This window comes from Methylobacterium variabile, assembly GCF_001043975.1.
In the GTDB taxonomy this organism is placed as follows: domain Bacteria; phylum Pseudomonadota; class Alphaproteobacteria; order Rhizobiales; family Beijerinckiaceae; genus Methylobacterium; species Methylobacterium variabile.
Genome location: NZ_LABY01000024.1, coordinates 1 through 14,162, shown reverse-complemented (window position 1 = coordinate 14,162; position 14,162 = coordinate 1). Strand labels below are relative to the sequence as shown.

The 14,162-nt window shown below is 63.8% G+C and carries 18 protein-coding genes and 1 pseudogene; 8 read left to right on the top strand and 11 right to left on the bottom strand.

Annotation, left to right across the window (positions count from 1 at the left end; genetic code table 11):
- Positions 1 to 158: 158 nt before the first annotated feature.
- Genes VQ02_RS35325 through VQ02_RS04010 form a run of 3 tightly spaced genes read left to right on the top strand, consistent with a single transcriptional unit; the run spans position 159 to position 2,615 of the window.
- Positions 159 to 437: a TraC family protein gene (locus VQ02_RS35325; protein WP_083469037.1), complete on the top strand. Its 279-nt coding sequence runs from the start codon at positions 159 to 161 to the stop codon at positions 435 to 437.
- Positions 421 to 618 (top strand): conjugal transfer protein TraD, encoded by a 198-nt coding sequence (locus VQ02_RS04015; RefSeq protein WP_048442870.1) that lies wholly within the window; start codon positions 421 to 423, stop codon positions 616 to 618. The genes VQ02_RS35325 and VQ02_RS04015 overlap by 17 nt, the downstream gene beginning before the upstream one ends.
- Positions 615 to 2,615, top strand: coding sequence for a conjugal transfer protein TraG (locus VQ02_RS04010; RefSeq protein ID WP_048442869.1), 2,001 nt, complete (start codon positions 615 to 617; stop codon positions 2,613 to 2,615). Before VQ02_RS04015 ends, VQ02_RS04010 begins: the two co-directional genes overlap by 4 nt.
- A gap of 317 nt (positions 2,616 to 2,932) precedes the next feature.
- On the opposite strand, the gene VQ02_RS04005 is transcribed toward VQ02_RS04010, so the two are convergent.
- The 8 genes and pseudogenes from VQ02_RS04005 to VQ02_RS34580 all read right to left on the bottom strand — a co-directional run bounded on the left by VQ02_RS04005 (position 2,933) and on the right by VQ02_RS34580 (position 9,317).
- Entirely contained in the window at positions 2,933 to 3,121 is a 189-nt protein-coding gene (locus VQ02_RS04005) for a hypothetical protein (protein WP_048442868.1), read from the bottom strand.
- A 1,092-nt stretch (positions 3,122 to 4,213) separates the two neighbouring features.
- A complete protein-coding gene (locus VQ02_RS04000) occupies positions 4,214 to 4,393 on the bottom strand; it encodes a hypothetical protein (RefSeq protein WP_048442867.1) in 180 nt (59 codons plus the stop codon).
- 243 nt (positions 4,394 to 4,636) lie between these two features.
- Entirely contained in the window at positions 4,637 to 4,891 is a 255-nt protein-coding gene (locus VQ02_RS03995) for a type II toxin-antitoxin system Phd/YefM family antitoxin (RefSeq protein WP_048442866.1), read from the bottom strand.
- Between the two features lie 266 nt (positions 4,892 to 5,157).
- Positions 5,158 to 5,592, bottom strand: a pseudogene (locus VQ02_RS38960) (hypothetical protein).
- 138 nt (positions 5,593 to 5,730) lie between these two features.
- A complete protein-coding gene (locus VQ02_RS39980) occupies positions 5,731 to 6,033 on the bottom strand; it encodes a GCG_CRPN prefix-to-repeats domain-containing protein (RefSeq protein ID WP_409513829.1) in 303 nt (100 codons plus the stop codon).
- A 139-nt stretch (positions 6,034 to 6,172) separates the two neighbouring features.
- On the bottom strand, positions 6,173 to 6,604 hold the full coding sequence (locus VQ02_RS35315; RefSeq protein WP_232389521.1) for an MliC family protein: 432 nt from the start codon (positions 6,602 to 6,604) through the stop codon (positions 6,173 to 6,175).
- An 8-nt stretch (positions 6,605 to 6,612) separates the two neighbouring features.
- Complete coding sequence (locus tag VQ02_RS35075; RefSeq protein WP_245239618.1) at positions 6,613 to 7,548, bottom strand: alpha/beta fold hydrolase; 936 nt, start codon at positions 7,546 to 7,548, stop codon at positions 6,613 to 6,615.
- A 1,301-nt stretch (positions 7,549 to 8,849) separates the two neighbouring features.
- A complete protein-coding gene (locus VQ02_RS34580; RefSeq protein ID WP_053080210.1) occupies positions 8,850 to 9,317 on the bottom strand; it encodes a GyrI-like domain-containing protein in 468 nt (155 codons plus the stop codon).
- Between the two features lie 115 nt (positions 9,318 to 9,432).
- On the opposite strand from VQ02_RS34580, the gene VQ02_RS03975 reads away from it, so the two are divergent.
- The gene (locus VQ02_RS03975; protein ID WP_048442864.1) at positions 9,433 to 9,744 is read left to right on the top strand and encodes an ArsR/SmtB family transcription factor; all 312 of its coding nucleotides are present in this window, start codon (positions 9,433 to 9,435) and stop codon (positions 9,742 to 9,744) included.
- A gap of 41 nt (positions 9,745 to 9,785) precedes the next feature.
- Here VQ02_RS03975 and VQ02_RS03970 read toward each other — a convergent pair whose 3' ends face one another.
- Positions 9,786 to 10,292 (bottom strand): Ros/MucR family transcriptional regulator, encoded by a 507-nt coding sequence (locus tag VQ02_RS03970; RefSeq protein ID WP_048442863.1) that lies wholly within the window; start codon positions 10,290 to 10,292, stop codon positions 9,786 to 9,788.
- A gap of 197 nt (positions 10,293 to 10,489) precedes the next feature.
- Complete coding sequence (locus tag VQ02_RS03965) at positions 10,490 to 10,735, bottom strand: hypothetical protein (protein WP_048442898.1); 246 nt, start codon at positions 10,733 to 10,735, stop codon at positions 10,490 to 10,492.
- Positions 10,736 to 10,921: 186 nt separating this feature from the next.
- Here VQ02_RS03965 and VQ02_RS03960 point away from each other — a divergent pair, with 186 nt between their 5' ends.
- The 4 genes from VQ02_RS03960 to VQ02_RS34570 all read left to right on the top strand — a co-directional run bounded on the left by VQ02_RS03960 (position 10,922) and on the right by VQ02_RS34570 (position 13,532).
- Entirely contained in the window at positions 10,922 to 11,341 is a 420-nt protein-coding gene (locus tag VQ02_RS03960; protein WP_063838464.1) for a hypothetical protein, read from the top strand.
- 28 nt (positions 11,342 to 11,369) lie between these two features.
- Complete coding sequence (locus VQ02_RS03955) at positions 11,370 to 11,825, top strand: hypothetical protein (RefSeq protein ID WP_048442862.1); 456 nt, start codon at positions 11,370 to 11,372, stop codon at positions 11,823 to 11,825.
- A 124-nt stretch (positions 11,826 to 11,949) separates the two neighbouring features.
- The gene (locus VQ02_RS34575) at positions 11,950 to 12,840 is read left to right on the top strand and encodes a PDC sensor domain-containing protein (RefSeq protein WP_053080208.1); all 891 of its coding nucleotides are present in this window, start codon (positions 11,950 to 11,952) and stop codon (positions 12,838 to 12,840) included.
- Complete coding sequence (locus VQ02_RS34570) at positions 12,834 to 13,532, top strand: GGDEF domain-containing protein (protein WP_053080205.1); 699 nt, start codon at positions 12,834 to 12,836, stop codon at positions 13,530 to 13,532. The genes VQ02_RS34575 and VQ02_RS34570 overlap by 7 nt, the downstream gene beginning before the upstream one ends.
- Here the strand turns inward: VQ02_RS34570 and VQ02_RS35310 are convergent.
- Positions 13,476 to 14,162: ImmA/IrrE family metallo-endopeptidase (locus VQ02_RS35310; RefSeq protein ID WP_157080481.1), on the bottom strand; the 687-nt coding region annotated here is incomplete at its 5' end. The two genes, VQ02_RS34570 and VQ02_RS35310, sit on opposite strands and share 57 nt — an antisense overlap.

Sequence of the window (14,162 nt, the reverse complement as noted above, 5' to 3'; positions counted from 1 at the left end):
CAGCCTTTGCCACGAGGAGCGCGCTCGTTGGTGTGATACCAGAACCACGGGTAGTGTCTCACAACCTCGGATGGTATCGCATCCTTTCACGTTGCGGTTGCTGATCTGCGTGCCGGTGTTAACCGTCACCTCTTCAACCGAGAGGGAAGAGTGTATCCATGGCTCGATCCAAGTCGCGCGAGACGATCGTCAACGAGATTGCGGCGCTTCAAGCCAAACTCAAAGCTCACGACAAGGCCGAGTGCGAGCGGATCGGACAGCTGGCGATCAAGGCCGGCATCGGCTCGATCGACATCTCGGACGAGGCCCTGACACAGGAGTTCCAAACCATCGTCACCCGATTTCGTGCGGCAAACCCGGAGGTGGCGCAGCCAAAGGCAAAGGGACGTCGAGGCTCTGGACACACTGAAGAGGGAGCTGATGACCAAGCGGCATGACGAGCGGAAGGCTGACGCCTACCGCAAGATCCTGCTCGGCGGCCTCGTCATCAAAGCCGGTCTCGCTGACCTGCCGAGCAACGTCCTGCTCGGCCTCCTGATCGAGGGTCGTGAGCGCACGCGCGACCCCGACGTCGTCGAGCAATTCGCTCAGCGAGGGGACAAGGAGTTCAAGAAATGAAGTGGGTTTACGCCACCCTCATCGTCGCGATCGGGCTCGCGCTGCATATCGGGATCAGCCTGTTCCTCGCGCCGCTCGTAGGGGCGATCTACGTGGTGGAGCCGGGGCACTCGATGATGCTCCATGCCATGCGCGTGGCCGCGGTGGCGTTGCCCGCACTCGTCCTGTTCGCCGCCGCCGGCCTTACCCGACCGGGCGATAGTGGGCGCGTCGTTGCCGCGTGCGTGTCCCTGTTCCTGATCGGCTTGTGCGCCTGGACGGTACGCGAGGAGATCGCCCGGCTGACCGCTCTCAACCCCGGCGCAGATGCCCGCGCCTTGATGCGTCGAGCCGACGTTCCGTTGTTCTGCGCTGTCATGTTCGCGGGCTTTGTCGCCTTCATCACGCCGCTCGTGTCCCTGGTCCGGGTCAAGAAAACCACGCGCGGCTACAACAAGCCGATCCGCTCGAAATCCGCTGCCTACGGCGACGCGGAATGGGCGACGATGAAGCTCGCCGGCGAGCTGTTTCCCGAGGACGGCGACCTGGTGCTCGGCGAGCGCTATCGCCCCGATCTTGACCAGAAGAGCACGTCTCGGGTGTTCAAGCCGAACGACCCTAAGACCTGGGGCTCGGGGGGCAGGATGCCGATGATGGGCTTCAACTGCGATATCGGCTCGACCCACGGTCTCGTGTTCTCCGGATCGGGCGGGTTCAAAACCACCGGCACGGTCATTCCGATGCTGCTGTCGTGGCCGGGAAATGCGGTGGTGCTCGACCCCTCGACCGAGCTGCACCCGATGCTCGCGGAATACCGGGGAAATTTCCGTGGTGCGGGCGTCGAACGCCGCGTTCATTGCATCACGCCCAAGAACCCGATGAGCGGCTTTAACGTGCTCGACTGGATCGGCCGGGGCGAGACCTCGGCCGAGAACGACATCTCAGCCGTGGTCGGCTGGATCGCCACCGGACCGGTCAAACGGGACGATCCGAAGGACTTCTTCCGCAACTCGGCCTTGCAGCTCCTACGCGGAGTCCTCGCCTACATCTGCCTCAACCGATCGTTCAACGAAAAGCCACGCACGCTGCGCACCCTGCGCGAGCTGATCTCCGAGCCCGAACCGGACTTCCTGGAGCGGTTGAGCAAGATCTTGCGGGCCGAGGACGACGGCTCGTTCGCCAAGCTGGCGCTCGGGCCTTTCAAGAGCATGACGCCGCAGACGTTCTCGGGTGTCTATGCCACGGCAGCCGACCTGACGAACTGGCTTAGCTTCAAGGAATATGCCGCGATCGTATCGGACGGGGAGTTCTCCAGCCTCGATCTCGTCGACGACGATATCGACGTTTTCATCGCGATCGACCTCCAGACGCTGCAGAATTTTGCGGGCTTGGCGCGGGTCATCATCGGCGGGCTGATGAACGCGCTCTATCACGCCAATGGCGAGATCAAGGACCGGGTCGCCTTCCTCCTCGACGAGGCGGCACGGCTCGGGAACATGAGCCTGATCGAGGTCGCCCGCGACGCTGGCCGCAAGTACGGCATCACGCTCGTGATGGTGTACCAATCGCTCGGCCAGCTGCGGCAGCAATGGGGGGGCGACAAGGACGCCGTGTCCGCCTGGTTCGAGTCGACCGCGTGGCAGAGCTTCTCCGCGATCACCGACATCGACACCGCCAAATGGCTATCCGAGCGCTGCGGGTATTACACCCAGGAGCTCATCTCCTACAGCCAGCAGGCGCGCACCGGCGGCAAGGGCTCGGGTGGGATGAGCCTGTCGGCATCGACGTCGCTCCAGAAGCGGGCGCTCATCATGCCCGACGAGATCATCACGATGCGGCGCGACGAGCAGATCCTGCTCGTCGGTGGCGTTGAGCCGATCCGGTGCGGGCGAGCGATTTACTTCCGGCGCGCCGACATGAGGAAGCTGGTTGGTGCGAACCGCTTCCATACTCGCGACGCGCAGGACGAAACTGATGCCGAAAGCGAGATTGGGCTGGAGGAAAGGGAAGCAGCCTGATGGCCGCTCGCAGCAGCGCGAGCTGCGGTGAAACCCGTCCGCGCGGACGGTTCGGCGGCCGCTCGCATGGGGGCTGACGAAGGCTTTTTCACGCGCGGCACGAACCAGGGTGATGCTTAGCCTCGACCGACGAGTTGAAGGCCGCCAGTTAAGCGGCCCAGGGGGTCTAGCCCTCTGGAGTGTGGGTCGGCACAGGCCGGCGATCCGGCCGAGTATGGCAGGGCGGGCGGCCGGGATCACGGCCTTGGCGCGGACCGCTGGCCAGAACCGGCGTAGAAACAGTATCTGGGCGATCTCGCAGGCCTCGTAGGCGTCCTTCACAGCCAGAGGCCGTCGGCGTCGCTGCCGCCGCAGGCCGCCGTCATGGCCTGGCGCAAGGCAGTCGCCTCAATCGCACGGCCTTCCGCGAGAAGCTCGGCGAGATGCATCCCGGCCTGGAGGATCGCGGCCGGGCCCGGGATAGGATCGAGGGCGATGAAGTGCTTGGTGATGATCGAGACGTCCACGGGACGGCCTGTCGGGCTCACGCCGGACCGCAAGGCTCTCTCTCGCGCTCGCGCCGGCTCAATCCCTGCCGGCCTTTTCTGCCTCTCGATCCCCGCTCGGATATGCTGAGGCAGAGTGTTGGAGACACAACCGCCAAATCGCTCACGTTCAGAACAGGTGAGGGGAATTTTAGGTCGTCGGAATATTTAATAATGTTACAAAGTCATATTATTAATATCAGAAATCGAAACCGTGTCGCACTCTGATCAACGGATCTGCACAGGCATCGAGCAGATGCTCGCCCTCACCCTATTGGATCCACTAACCTCGACAATGATCCACTTTAGTGGAAGATGATCAGATCTCGTGTATCTAATTCTATGGTCCAAGCTTGGTGAACTCAATCCAAACTGGCGGCGCAAACGCCCTTTGAAGCGTTGAGGCCACCGGCAGCCCAGCGCCAGACGATCGGGTTGAAGCTAAGGCCTTGCTGCCTTGAGTCCGGTTTTTACGGCGGGCCACCAAGTCATCTTGACTGCAGGCGACCGTGCATCGCGTCAGCGACCGTTACCCAAAGGGACGAAACCGCGCAGCGGGTTCGGGGAGCTGCCGCAGGCGGCGAGTAGGGCGCGGCCCGTAGGGGACGCCCTTCTGGAACTCAAAACTCTATGAGCCCGACGACGCAACGTCTTCGGCAGTGTAGCCCGCTTCGTCCCGAGAAGTTTCGATGCAGTCGCATCTTAGAGCTACACAAGGGCCGTCTATCGGTAGCGCATGCCATGGGTCCCCTCAGCGTGGTGCTCCCGGGATGCCAACTCTGCCCGATCGCCAGCGGGTCGAGCTCGCGATCCCGGCCTACCTCCTCCACGCGCTCACCGCCGCGCCTGGCGTGTTCGTCCGACCGACCCGGATCTGGTAGCGAGAGCTGAGGCTGACCACTATCGGGGTTGCTGCGGGAGAGCGGGTCGTCCACCACCGGCCGGGCACATATCGGTAGAATATCAATTTCAGAGCGATCTGCGGTCGCATGGTCCGGCCGCTTCGGTCCTGCACTGCCACTGACGGCGGGCAGATCGCAGGACAGAGCTTCGATCCTGGCAGAGCCTGAGGCTTCAGCGCTCGCGCTGAACCATTCGCACTTGGCGGGCACGGATCAGCTCGGCCATGGTCTGCAGCACCACCCGCATGAAGGCTGGGCTGAACCGGCCGTAGGCATAGCGCAGGGGATATGTCTCCAGCGGCACGAGGTGGAACGAGCCCGGCATGACGTCGCTGTTGGCCTCGTCGAGCATGATCCAGCAGGGACGATCGCCCGTAAGCTTAAGCCGGCGTCGCTCGATCTCCGGCACCGCGACCGCGGTCCGACAGGCGTGGGCTTCTGGGTGGTAGTCGGGAAGACCACCGCGGCCCCGGGGCCGACATTGACCGGCACAACGAGGCAGACGGGCCGGTCCTTGCGCCCCTCCCGCTCGCCGCGGTCGTGCTCGCGGGGTCAGAGGAAGCTGTAGCGGACGACGAGTCCGGTTTCCGGAGGTTCAGTCGTCGCCGCCGTGCTCCCGCTCGTAGGCCTCCGCAGCTTGCAAGAGGCCGTCGCGAAGGTCATCGGGCATGGTAGCGAGGGTGAAGGCGCGGCGCGGGTCGCTCGGGCCACGCAGGGCCTCGTAATGCTCCAGGCTCATCAGCACGAACCGGGGCTTGCTGCGCCGAGTGATGACTACGGGTGCGCGCTGAGCGGCGTCAGTGACTTCGCCCACCTGCTTATTGAGATCCGCGGTCGTGAACGAACGCATGTGATTGCCTCCTGATCCCTGAAATCCATATATCATGGAAAGTATGGACCATAATACCGGATGGTGTCCGGAGGGGACGCCCCTCTGGAGGGGGTGGGTCGGCGTGTCTTTCTTGTTGCCCTGCCAAACGATGCGGCCGCCCTGTCAAATCGCCACGAATCCGCCGTCCTTCGGCATTGGCAGCCTTGAACGGGGACGCGTCCTAGATCGCCTACCACGAGCGTAGGGCAGCCTCTTAACTCGGGACAGGTGTGCCACGACGCACCTCAGTTCGCGGGATACGGCCCGTGAAAGAGATCTCCCATCGCCTTACGCCGAAACAGAGTGCGCCAGCGCCGCCGTTGATGCTCGTCGCGATCGTGGAGCATGTGACAGCGCTGGCAGAAGGCCGCGAGGTTGGCGTCCTCGTTGTTCGTGGTGTCGTGGTCGCGATGGGCAGCGGCCAGCACCACCTTGGTAATGCGAACGTGGCCGAGCAGGTCCTCGTTGCGCAGCCGCTGCCGGAGCTTGCGACCCTGGCCGTCACGCCAACTCGCAATCTCAGGATCCCACCAGCGACCGTCACCGAGGTGAAAGACCCGCTGAAGATGTGGCCGGCCGCACTCATCACACCGGCCCTACGCTCGGCGGAAGCGGATGACCGCCGAGAGCTGGGGCCAGTCGATAGGATAGAAGAAGCGGTGCTCCCGCCGGATCGGCATCCCTGCTCCTCGGCCAGAGCGCTGCAGTCGAGCCGGAGAGTAGCCGAACAAATAGTTAAGCCAAGCTTGCCACGAATTGCTAAGCGAGAAAATGCTCGGGTGAGTGCTGCCTTCACCGACCCGAGCCGGTGATCCCGCTTACTGCCACAGACCGTCCGGTAGGCGGCCATGGTAGGGCGTGTCACGACAATGACCCCAGGGACCGCGCCAGGAGCCTGCAGGGCAGCCGTTGCCCGGGTTCACCGGCAGTGGGCCAACATACGGCGTCGTGCGGCAGTGTCCCCAGGGACCGCGCCACGCACCCGGACCGCATCCGTCGGCAACGAGCGTGATCTGCGGCGAAACCGCAAGATCTTGCGCAATCGGCATGGCTTGCGCGCTGGCGAGGGGCAGGACGGCGAGCGCGACGCTGGCCGCGAGCATGGAGGTGAACCGTGTCATGGAAGCGTCCCCCTGTGTCGAAGCACTTCATCAGCTTCGAGAACAGTTATAGAACGCCGCAACTCCAATCTTGGCTGCGTTACATTTCTGCAATGCTCGGCTCATGTTCTGACCATGTCAGAGCCACTGTGTTCGATAATTACTTGCCAGATTTGGAACCCTGCTCGGTGCAGGTGGGTGGAGGCTGGTTACGATCCGTCCAAGTAACCTCGCGCCCTTTGCCCTGCAGCTCGTGCTGGTCATCCCCATACCGGAAGCCGGATCCGCTCAGTTGGGCGGGGAGGGTGATGGCTGGGCCTTGAGCAGGGTGGACGATCACCGGCTGACCGGGATCCGTGACCGCGAACTCGACACGAAGCTGCACACCACCAGGGCAGGCGAACACGACCCGTCGTCGCGCCGCTTGTGCCTGTGCAACCTGCGTCCTCTCGCCCGCCTCGGCGGAGCCGGAGCTGAGGAGGGCGGCGAGCAGAACACCAATGGCCGAAGAGGGGCCAACGACCTGTGATGCGACATGAAACTTCTCCTTCGGCCGTTCGATCACGCGCCTCAGCAGGAAGTCACCACTCACCAAGTGGGTCACTCCTGCCCGCAATTGCTCGGGGCAGGCGCACCCGCGAAGCGCTCACCGATCCACTCGATCGCGGCAGGGGCGGCGTCACGCGCCACGAACAGGTGTCCAACACCCGGCACGAGGTCGAACTCGACCCGGCTACCTGCCTGGCAGAGACGCGCCCGGTAGTCCTGAGTCACACGCGGCAGCACGAGGGTGTCGGTGCTGCCCTGGGCCAGGAAGATCGGGATGTCGCGCGGGAGTGTGCCGGGCGTGTTGCGGGCCAGGAGACCGCGCCACGGCTGCCGGTCGGCGAGGTTGTTGACGGCCAGGAAGCTGCGGTCGAGCTCCCGTGAAGGTCTACGGCGCTCCAGCACGTCGAAGATGGTCTCGATGCAGTCGTTGGCGAGCTCGTTGATCACCGGCAGCGCGGCGGGTGTGACCACCTTGGTGATCGAAGCACCGTAGACACGTGACCACGACCACAGGGTCATGGCCGTGAGGTTCTTGCCGCCCGAAGTGTCGAGGTCGGCCATCATCAGCGTGGCGAGTTCCGTCGCTGGGGCAGCCGCTGCGACGCCGACCAGCGTCAGGTCGGGCGCGTAGCGCCGGGCCAGAAGGCCAGTGAACAGCGCCGCCTGGCCGCCCTGCGAGTGGCCCCACACCGCGAAGGCGCGCGTGGTTCCACCTGGACCCGCGAGTTGGCGCGCCGCGCGCACCGAGTCAAGGACCGCCCGTCCTTCACTGTCGCCTACGAGGTAGGGGTGAGCACCGGGCGTGCCTAGCCCGGGGTAATCCGTGGCGGCGACGACGTACCCGCCCTCCAGCATCTCGCGCAGGCCCTGGATGGAGCGGAACAGGCCGCGGGCGAGCGAAGGAGCACACTTGTCGACTACACCCGTGGTTGGGTGTGCCCAAGCAACGATCGGCCGCCCGCCGAGCGGGACAGGACCAGCGGGCACAATGACGGCTCCTGAGACCGCGATTGGCTCACCGCGCATGCCGGTGGAGCGGTAGAGCACGCGGTAGGCTGCCGCTCCGTCTGGCGCTCCTGGGATCGGCTGCCAATCGAGGAGGGTTCCGGGTGACGAGCGGACGCTCGTCGCCTGGCGCGTACCACTACTGGTCTGGGCATAGACCGCGGAGCTTGCCCCAACCGCGAGGTAGGCTGCGCAGGCAAGCATCCGTCCAAAATGGCGGGAGATGCTGAGGACAGTTCGTACCTGGCTCGGCGGGCGGCTCGTCGGCGTGCTCAAAGCAATCCTCCGCATCACGAGATCTCGGCCGATCCCCGAGGCATACTGCCAAGCTTACGGGGCCTGGATCAAGGGAGACACGCTCGAAAACCTTTCTGCTTCATTTCCAAGAGGCCCGTTCGGCGGTCGCCTCCAAGCCCCCGATACCTGATTAGCTCACGTGACTGGGCCTGAAGGTCGTCGAGCTTTCGACGATCGCATCAGAGAGGGACAGCGGCGCACAAATGTCCCTCCTGCAGCACCATCGAAAATACTCGCACAATTTTATAAAGCTGAGACGATTTTCTTCGTGTGTAACATAACGACGCCTCGCTACGTAGTGCGCCGATTTGATTTCCTCATGGGTCTGGAAAGATAAAAATACTTTTCCGGATGGTAGAAGACATCTTTCAATTTCCAAAAAGATCCTTCAGAGAGGCAACGCCATCCTATCCAGGGCTGGACACTGCGCGTTCTGGCGCGGCTCGATCAGGGTGGTGCTCGCGGCCTTGTGGCCGATTTCACCTTCGCAGACGCACTGAGGCGACAGGCGCAACTGCGCTGCCGACAGTTGGCGGAGCGTGAGCAGAGGGAAAATTCGTGAACTGCCGCGCTCGCGCTCTACCCAGCAGGCTGGATCGCAGGAACGCCTGCAAGCACACAAAACGTGCATCCGGCACCGGACTGTGTCGCAGATTTGCGCTTGGCAGATGCTGCAGTGCAGCGTAGAACGCAGATGCACGGCCGCGACGAGGTCGCGGTCGTGCAGCCCTCTTTGGGCGTTTCCTCCCTAGACTTCGGGCCGCTCGCTAGGGCGGCCCTTTTCTTTGCGCGAAGCATTTGCCCGGACGGCTATGTGCGTCAAGCAAGATGGTTCTGCCGCACGCTAGATGCAGGTTATATCATGCTGAAAGCTGGTTGTTCGGGAGAAGGAAGGTCGTAGCGGGAGGTGCTTCCGACCCTCGCTGCTCGCGATCGCAACCCCCAAGCAGGCGTGATCTCTCGGCAGCCTCAGTTACCCGCCATCGTCAGCGCGCCGTGAGCAACGTGTAGAGATTGGTGACCGGCACAGACGGGTCGCCGTATGTCTCCCAGCTCAGGCCAGCGGGTTCATGGTCGTCTTCCACGACCCAGGCTGCCAGCGCTCGCCAGGCGTCGGGGAGCAGCGCATAGGACCCTTCCAGGCGCAGGTGCGCCGCACGACCAGCGGGGATCTCCTGCACGGTCACGCCGCCGACGGCCTTGAAGCCTCCGGCAATGGTCGAACCCGCAGCGATGCGAATGTGGCCGCCGGAGGGCGAGAGGGAGAACGTCACCTCAGGGCCAACCTTCACGACGCCCTGAGCCGCGAGCGCCGCATTGACACGCGCGCGAGCCTCGCGCTGGAACTGCGGGATGGCGGCGAAGGCCACCTCTGCCCATTCGACGGCGCAGATGCTCGGGGAGACCAACACGATCTCCGGCGCGCTCATGCCGTCCAGCACCCGATCTGCCATCCTATTCTCCCAGGCTCGCTTATGGCCCGTTCATGAAGCTGCAAGGAACAACGAGCGCCCGGCACCGCGATGATCAGGTTATAGCCATTGGGTTAGCCACGGCTTACAGTAAGCCATGGCTAACACACAGGCCTCTCTCGCGATCGCAGCGCTCGGCGATCCGACTCGGCGGCAGATCTTCGAGCGTCTCGCACGCGGTCCCAGCCCTGTCGGCGAGCTCGCCAACACTATGGCGGTCACTCGGCCCGCCGTCTCCCAGCACCTGCGCATCCTCAAAGAGGCTGGTCTGGTGATCGAGACCGCAGAGGGAACACGCCGGATCTACCAGCTCGATCATCGCGGGATCAGCGCCATCCACGCTTGGCTTGACGAGAGGTGGGCCGAAGCGCTCAGCGCAGCGGGATCCACTCCCGATCCAGACTTCTGATCGTACCCCTTCAGGCATTCAGCCCGTCGCGATGCAGACGATTAAGCCTCGACCGGCGCCTTCGTCCTGCGTGACCGCCCACGGCTCGCCGCCTTGTCAGTGACCTTCGCGTCAGGCGCGGCAGCCTTGCTGAGAGCGGAACGACCCGCCCTGTGCTGGCCGAGCCCAGAGTTCTTCGCGAGCACGGATCGCTGGCTGGCGTAGTTAGCCGCTACCATCGGGTAGTCGCGAGGCAAGCCCCATTTCTCGCGGTACTGCTCTGGGGTGAGGCCTCGCCCGGAGAGGTGACGCTTGAGCGTCTTGTACGGCTTGCCGTCCTCCAGCGAGATGATGTGGTCCGGCGTCACTGTCCTGCGAATGGGAATTGGCGGCGTCGGCTTTTCGGGCTCGGCAGGAGTCGGGTTGTTGAGGCTCTGCAGGGCAGCATGCACCGACGCAATCAACTCGGGCAGGGCTGAGGGCTGAACCACGTTGTGAGCCACGTAGGCCGAGATGATGTCACTGGTGCGCTCGACTGGATCCACCGCGGGGATGTCGGTTTCGCTCATTTGCCTTCTCCCGCTCGAGAAGCCCGATTGGGATCAGAGATCTTGAACAGCGTCAATATCGTAAGCGATGCACTTGCGATTAAATCGAATGTCGATCAGCACGCTCGCGGCACTGTCAGTCGGCAAATTTTGCAGGCTTCGTGCCGATCTGCGGGTTCGGTGCGCCTCGATTACGGCGCCGTTGCGGTTGAGCATCCTTATTCACTCAACGTAACTTCCTTCACGCCGAGCCAGCTCACGGCCTCCTCAAAGCTCAGAAACGTATGGGTCTGATCCGTGAACGGGGCCGGCCGCTTCGCACGCGGGGTCGCTTCAAGCAACTCGACGTGCCACCTCAAGGGTGAGCGGCCTCGCCTGGGCTCGAGCACCAGGCTGGCGACGATGCTGCCATCCAGGTCGACGTCATAGCTCCCGGAGGCGAGACGCACGAGCGTATAGGGCATCAGGATCTCCCATTGATGGGGCCTGCCCCACCTCATCGCGGTCCGCTGCTGCGAGCCAGTGGGCCCGTGATCCGGTCGCTGCAGGCGTCGCCGCCACATGGTTAACGCTTCATTGTCGTTCACGGCCCGTTCCCATTGTGGAAAACCCGCGAAGCAGCCACTGCTACGCTTGGAGCGAGGCCAACCATGCAAGTACGAGCGGGAGAGCGGCTGCGCCTGACGTTGTCGGGCGCAGGGTGCCGCGCTGTGGTCAGTCTGAACACTTACGCGGTCACGCAAGCGGCGGTCGAGGGCCTCGACCCCTCTGAGGACGGCTTCAGCTACGATGTAACACCCTGGCTGCAGCCCGGCCGCAATGTCGTGACCGTCGTGCTGATTGGACTTGCCGCGGAGCACCCGTTCCGGCTGATGGCAGAGCGGGGCGGGCAAGCTCAACTTCTGTTGGACGAGGCGGAGCTCCTGCCGGTGCCTGCTCCCTGGCGGCTCTGGACCACGACCATCGAGCTGACCTCGTCAGTGCACCCGTCGATAATGGCCGAGGAGCGGGATCTCGCATGGCCGAGCCGAACCCGAGATGCCGATCTCAGCGACATCCTGGTCGCATGATCGGGACGCAGTGAGAGCCAACGAGACAATGCCCGTGAACAAGCGCCAGCTTGCCGGTGCCCTTTTAACGGCCAGTCACATCGCCGAGCGCGACCGGCTGGCGGCATTCATCGGTGACGAGATGACGGCGTTCGCCGCCAACCCGTTCCCGTCGACAACCGCCGGCGCTGCTCGCCAACGCTGGGGGATGCGCGAGATCGAGTTCCGCGCCATGGATATTGCTGCGGCAGGGTTGTCCTGCCTCCTCGCGGCCTTGGCACGCCTGCCGACCAGCGAGCCGCTGTGCCAGGAGATCCTGCGGGCCGGCACCCACAGCCTGTACCTCCTCCATTATGGTGACGGCTGTCGGATCGTCGGAGCCGTGCTGCACGGAAAGCCGCGCCAGGAGCTGCCTCAGCTCAGACCTCTCCCAAAGCCGCGCGGGCGGCCGCGGCGCTTGCCGAGCACTCAGCAGCTCGACCTGTTCGGGATGCAGAGCGCCTGAAGCACCCCGTGTCCATGCCTGCAAAGCGCTGTAAATAGTAGAGATAAAGACAACCGCATCTTAAGCATTGGCGATGCTAGATAGCGCTAGAGCAGGGGCGCATCCACTCGTGCGCGGAGCACCGATGCGCGGCCATTTCTATTCCTTGCAGCATCTCACCCGGCGAAAGCTCGCAGCTCTGAGCGTCGTCGCCACGCTCGCCCTCGGCACCATCACGACCGTGATGGTGCTGCAGATGCGCCAAAGCGCCTGGGACCAGGTCTCCCGGACCTCGCAGAACCTGCTCGAGATCACCGAGAGCGCGATCGACCGCAACATCGAGCTCTACGACCTCTCCCTGCAGGCGGTGGTCGAGGGCCTGCAGAACCCGAAGATCGAGGGGGTCGCGCCCGATCTGCGTCACCTCATCCTGTTCGACCGCTCCTCGACTGCGAACGGCCTCGGCTCGATCCTCGCGGTAGATGCCCAGGGCAGCGTGTTCATGGACTCGGGCTCGCAGGTGCCGCGACGCCTGCAACTCGAGGACCGCGACTTCTTTCGGGTGCACAAAGAGCGGCCGGATGTCGGCCTCTACATCGGCGAGCCCACCCGTACCCAGAAGGGTGGCCGGCTGGTTATCCCGTTCAGCCGCCGTTTGGCCTACGCGGATGGGACGTTCGCGGGTGTGGTCGTCGGCGCGATGGACGTCTCCTACCTCGACGGGCTGCTGCGGCGTCTCAGCATCGATCAGGGCAGCAGCGTCGCGCTGTTCCGTACCGATGGTGTGATGCTTGCCCGCAACCCCTCCGACCAGAAAACTATAGGACGCAACATCGCTGGATCAGCGCATTTCCACCACTACCTGGAGCACGATGCTGGGCAGTTCGTCGCCACGGCGAAGTTGGACAACATCGAGCGGTTCTACACCTTCAGCCACGTCGGCTTGCGGCCGCTCATCATCAACGTGAACGTCTCCGTGGCGGCAATCCGAGCGATCTGGCGACCGAAGGCGATTGGCATCAGGCCGTTGTGCTGATCCTGTGCCTAGGCCTTACCAGCCTCACCCTGCTGCTGCAGCGTGAGCTCGAACGGCGGGCCCAGGCCGAGCGCGCTGCGCTCGATGCGAACAAGGCGCTTGCCGAACTCGCGGCGACCGACGGCCTCACCGGCCTGCCGAACCGGCGCCACTTCGATGCCGTGTTCGACGGGTTGCAGCGCCAGGCAGAGCGTACCGGCGAGAACCTGTCGCTGCTGCTGATCGATGCAGATCAGTTCAAGCGCTACAATGACACCTACGGCCATCTTGCCGGCGACGAGGTGCTGCGGACCATCGCGCGCTGTCTCAAGCGGCAGGTGAGCGGACCTGACGAGGTGGCTTGCCGGATCGGCGGCGAGGAGTTCGGTGTCCTGTTGCTGGGGCCGGCCGGTCGCGAGGTGGCGTTCCGGGCCGAACACATCCGCCAAGCGGTTGCCCGCACTCAGATCCCGCACAGCGGTCAGGAAGGCGGGTTCATAACCGTGAGCATCGGCGTGGCCTGCCTCACGCTGGGTTCGGGCGTGACGCAGACGGAGTGTTTCGCGGCGGCAGATGCCGCGCTTTACGAGGCCAAGCGACGGGGCCGCAATCGCGTGATAGCGCAGCTCGGTCAGAGTGGCGGCATTACCGACAGATCATGCTCGGCGCGGAGCGACAGTCGGCTGAGGTCGAAGCCAAAAGCCCAACGTTAGGGCTTCGTATCGATTAAAGAAGGTTTCGAACGCGAATACATGCGGTTCACCGTTGCAATCTCGCAAAGCAACTTCAGCCTGACCGAGGCTTCCTCCAGTTTGAGCACCACAATAGCCAACGATAACCTGAAATAAGTCCAACTCAGTCAAGTTAGCGAAGCGCTCGCGGAATGGCGGAGACTCGATGCAGTAGCGGCATGGGCGAGCTGGATCGAAGTCTACTTTTCGCTTGGTGGGGTGAGGGTGACCTGTCACCAGCGCGACCATAGGCCGACCGCCATGACCCTGCTCGGCGAAGCGCCAAAGGGTCGAGGTCATTGTGTTGCCGAACCCTTTGCTCAGCGTCCGAACGAGTTCAAGGCTCGGAGTGGACGCCTCGGCCTCGGCGCGAAAGCGATCGCCTAGGAAGAGTATTCGGCCCGCAGCGTAGTTCGCCTCGGCCTCCATGATCTCGTGGCAGGCTGGGGTCAGTGTCTGCTCGGTATCCCCGAGCATCATGCCTGCGTGCCATGGGATTAGGTCGTGCCCGATTTCGTGTGCCTCGTTCCACCGATGCTTCAGAGGGGGGAGGCTCCGATCGAGCAGGATGCGCTTCTGGTCGGTAAGCGCTCGGTGACGGCCGCCTTGTGC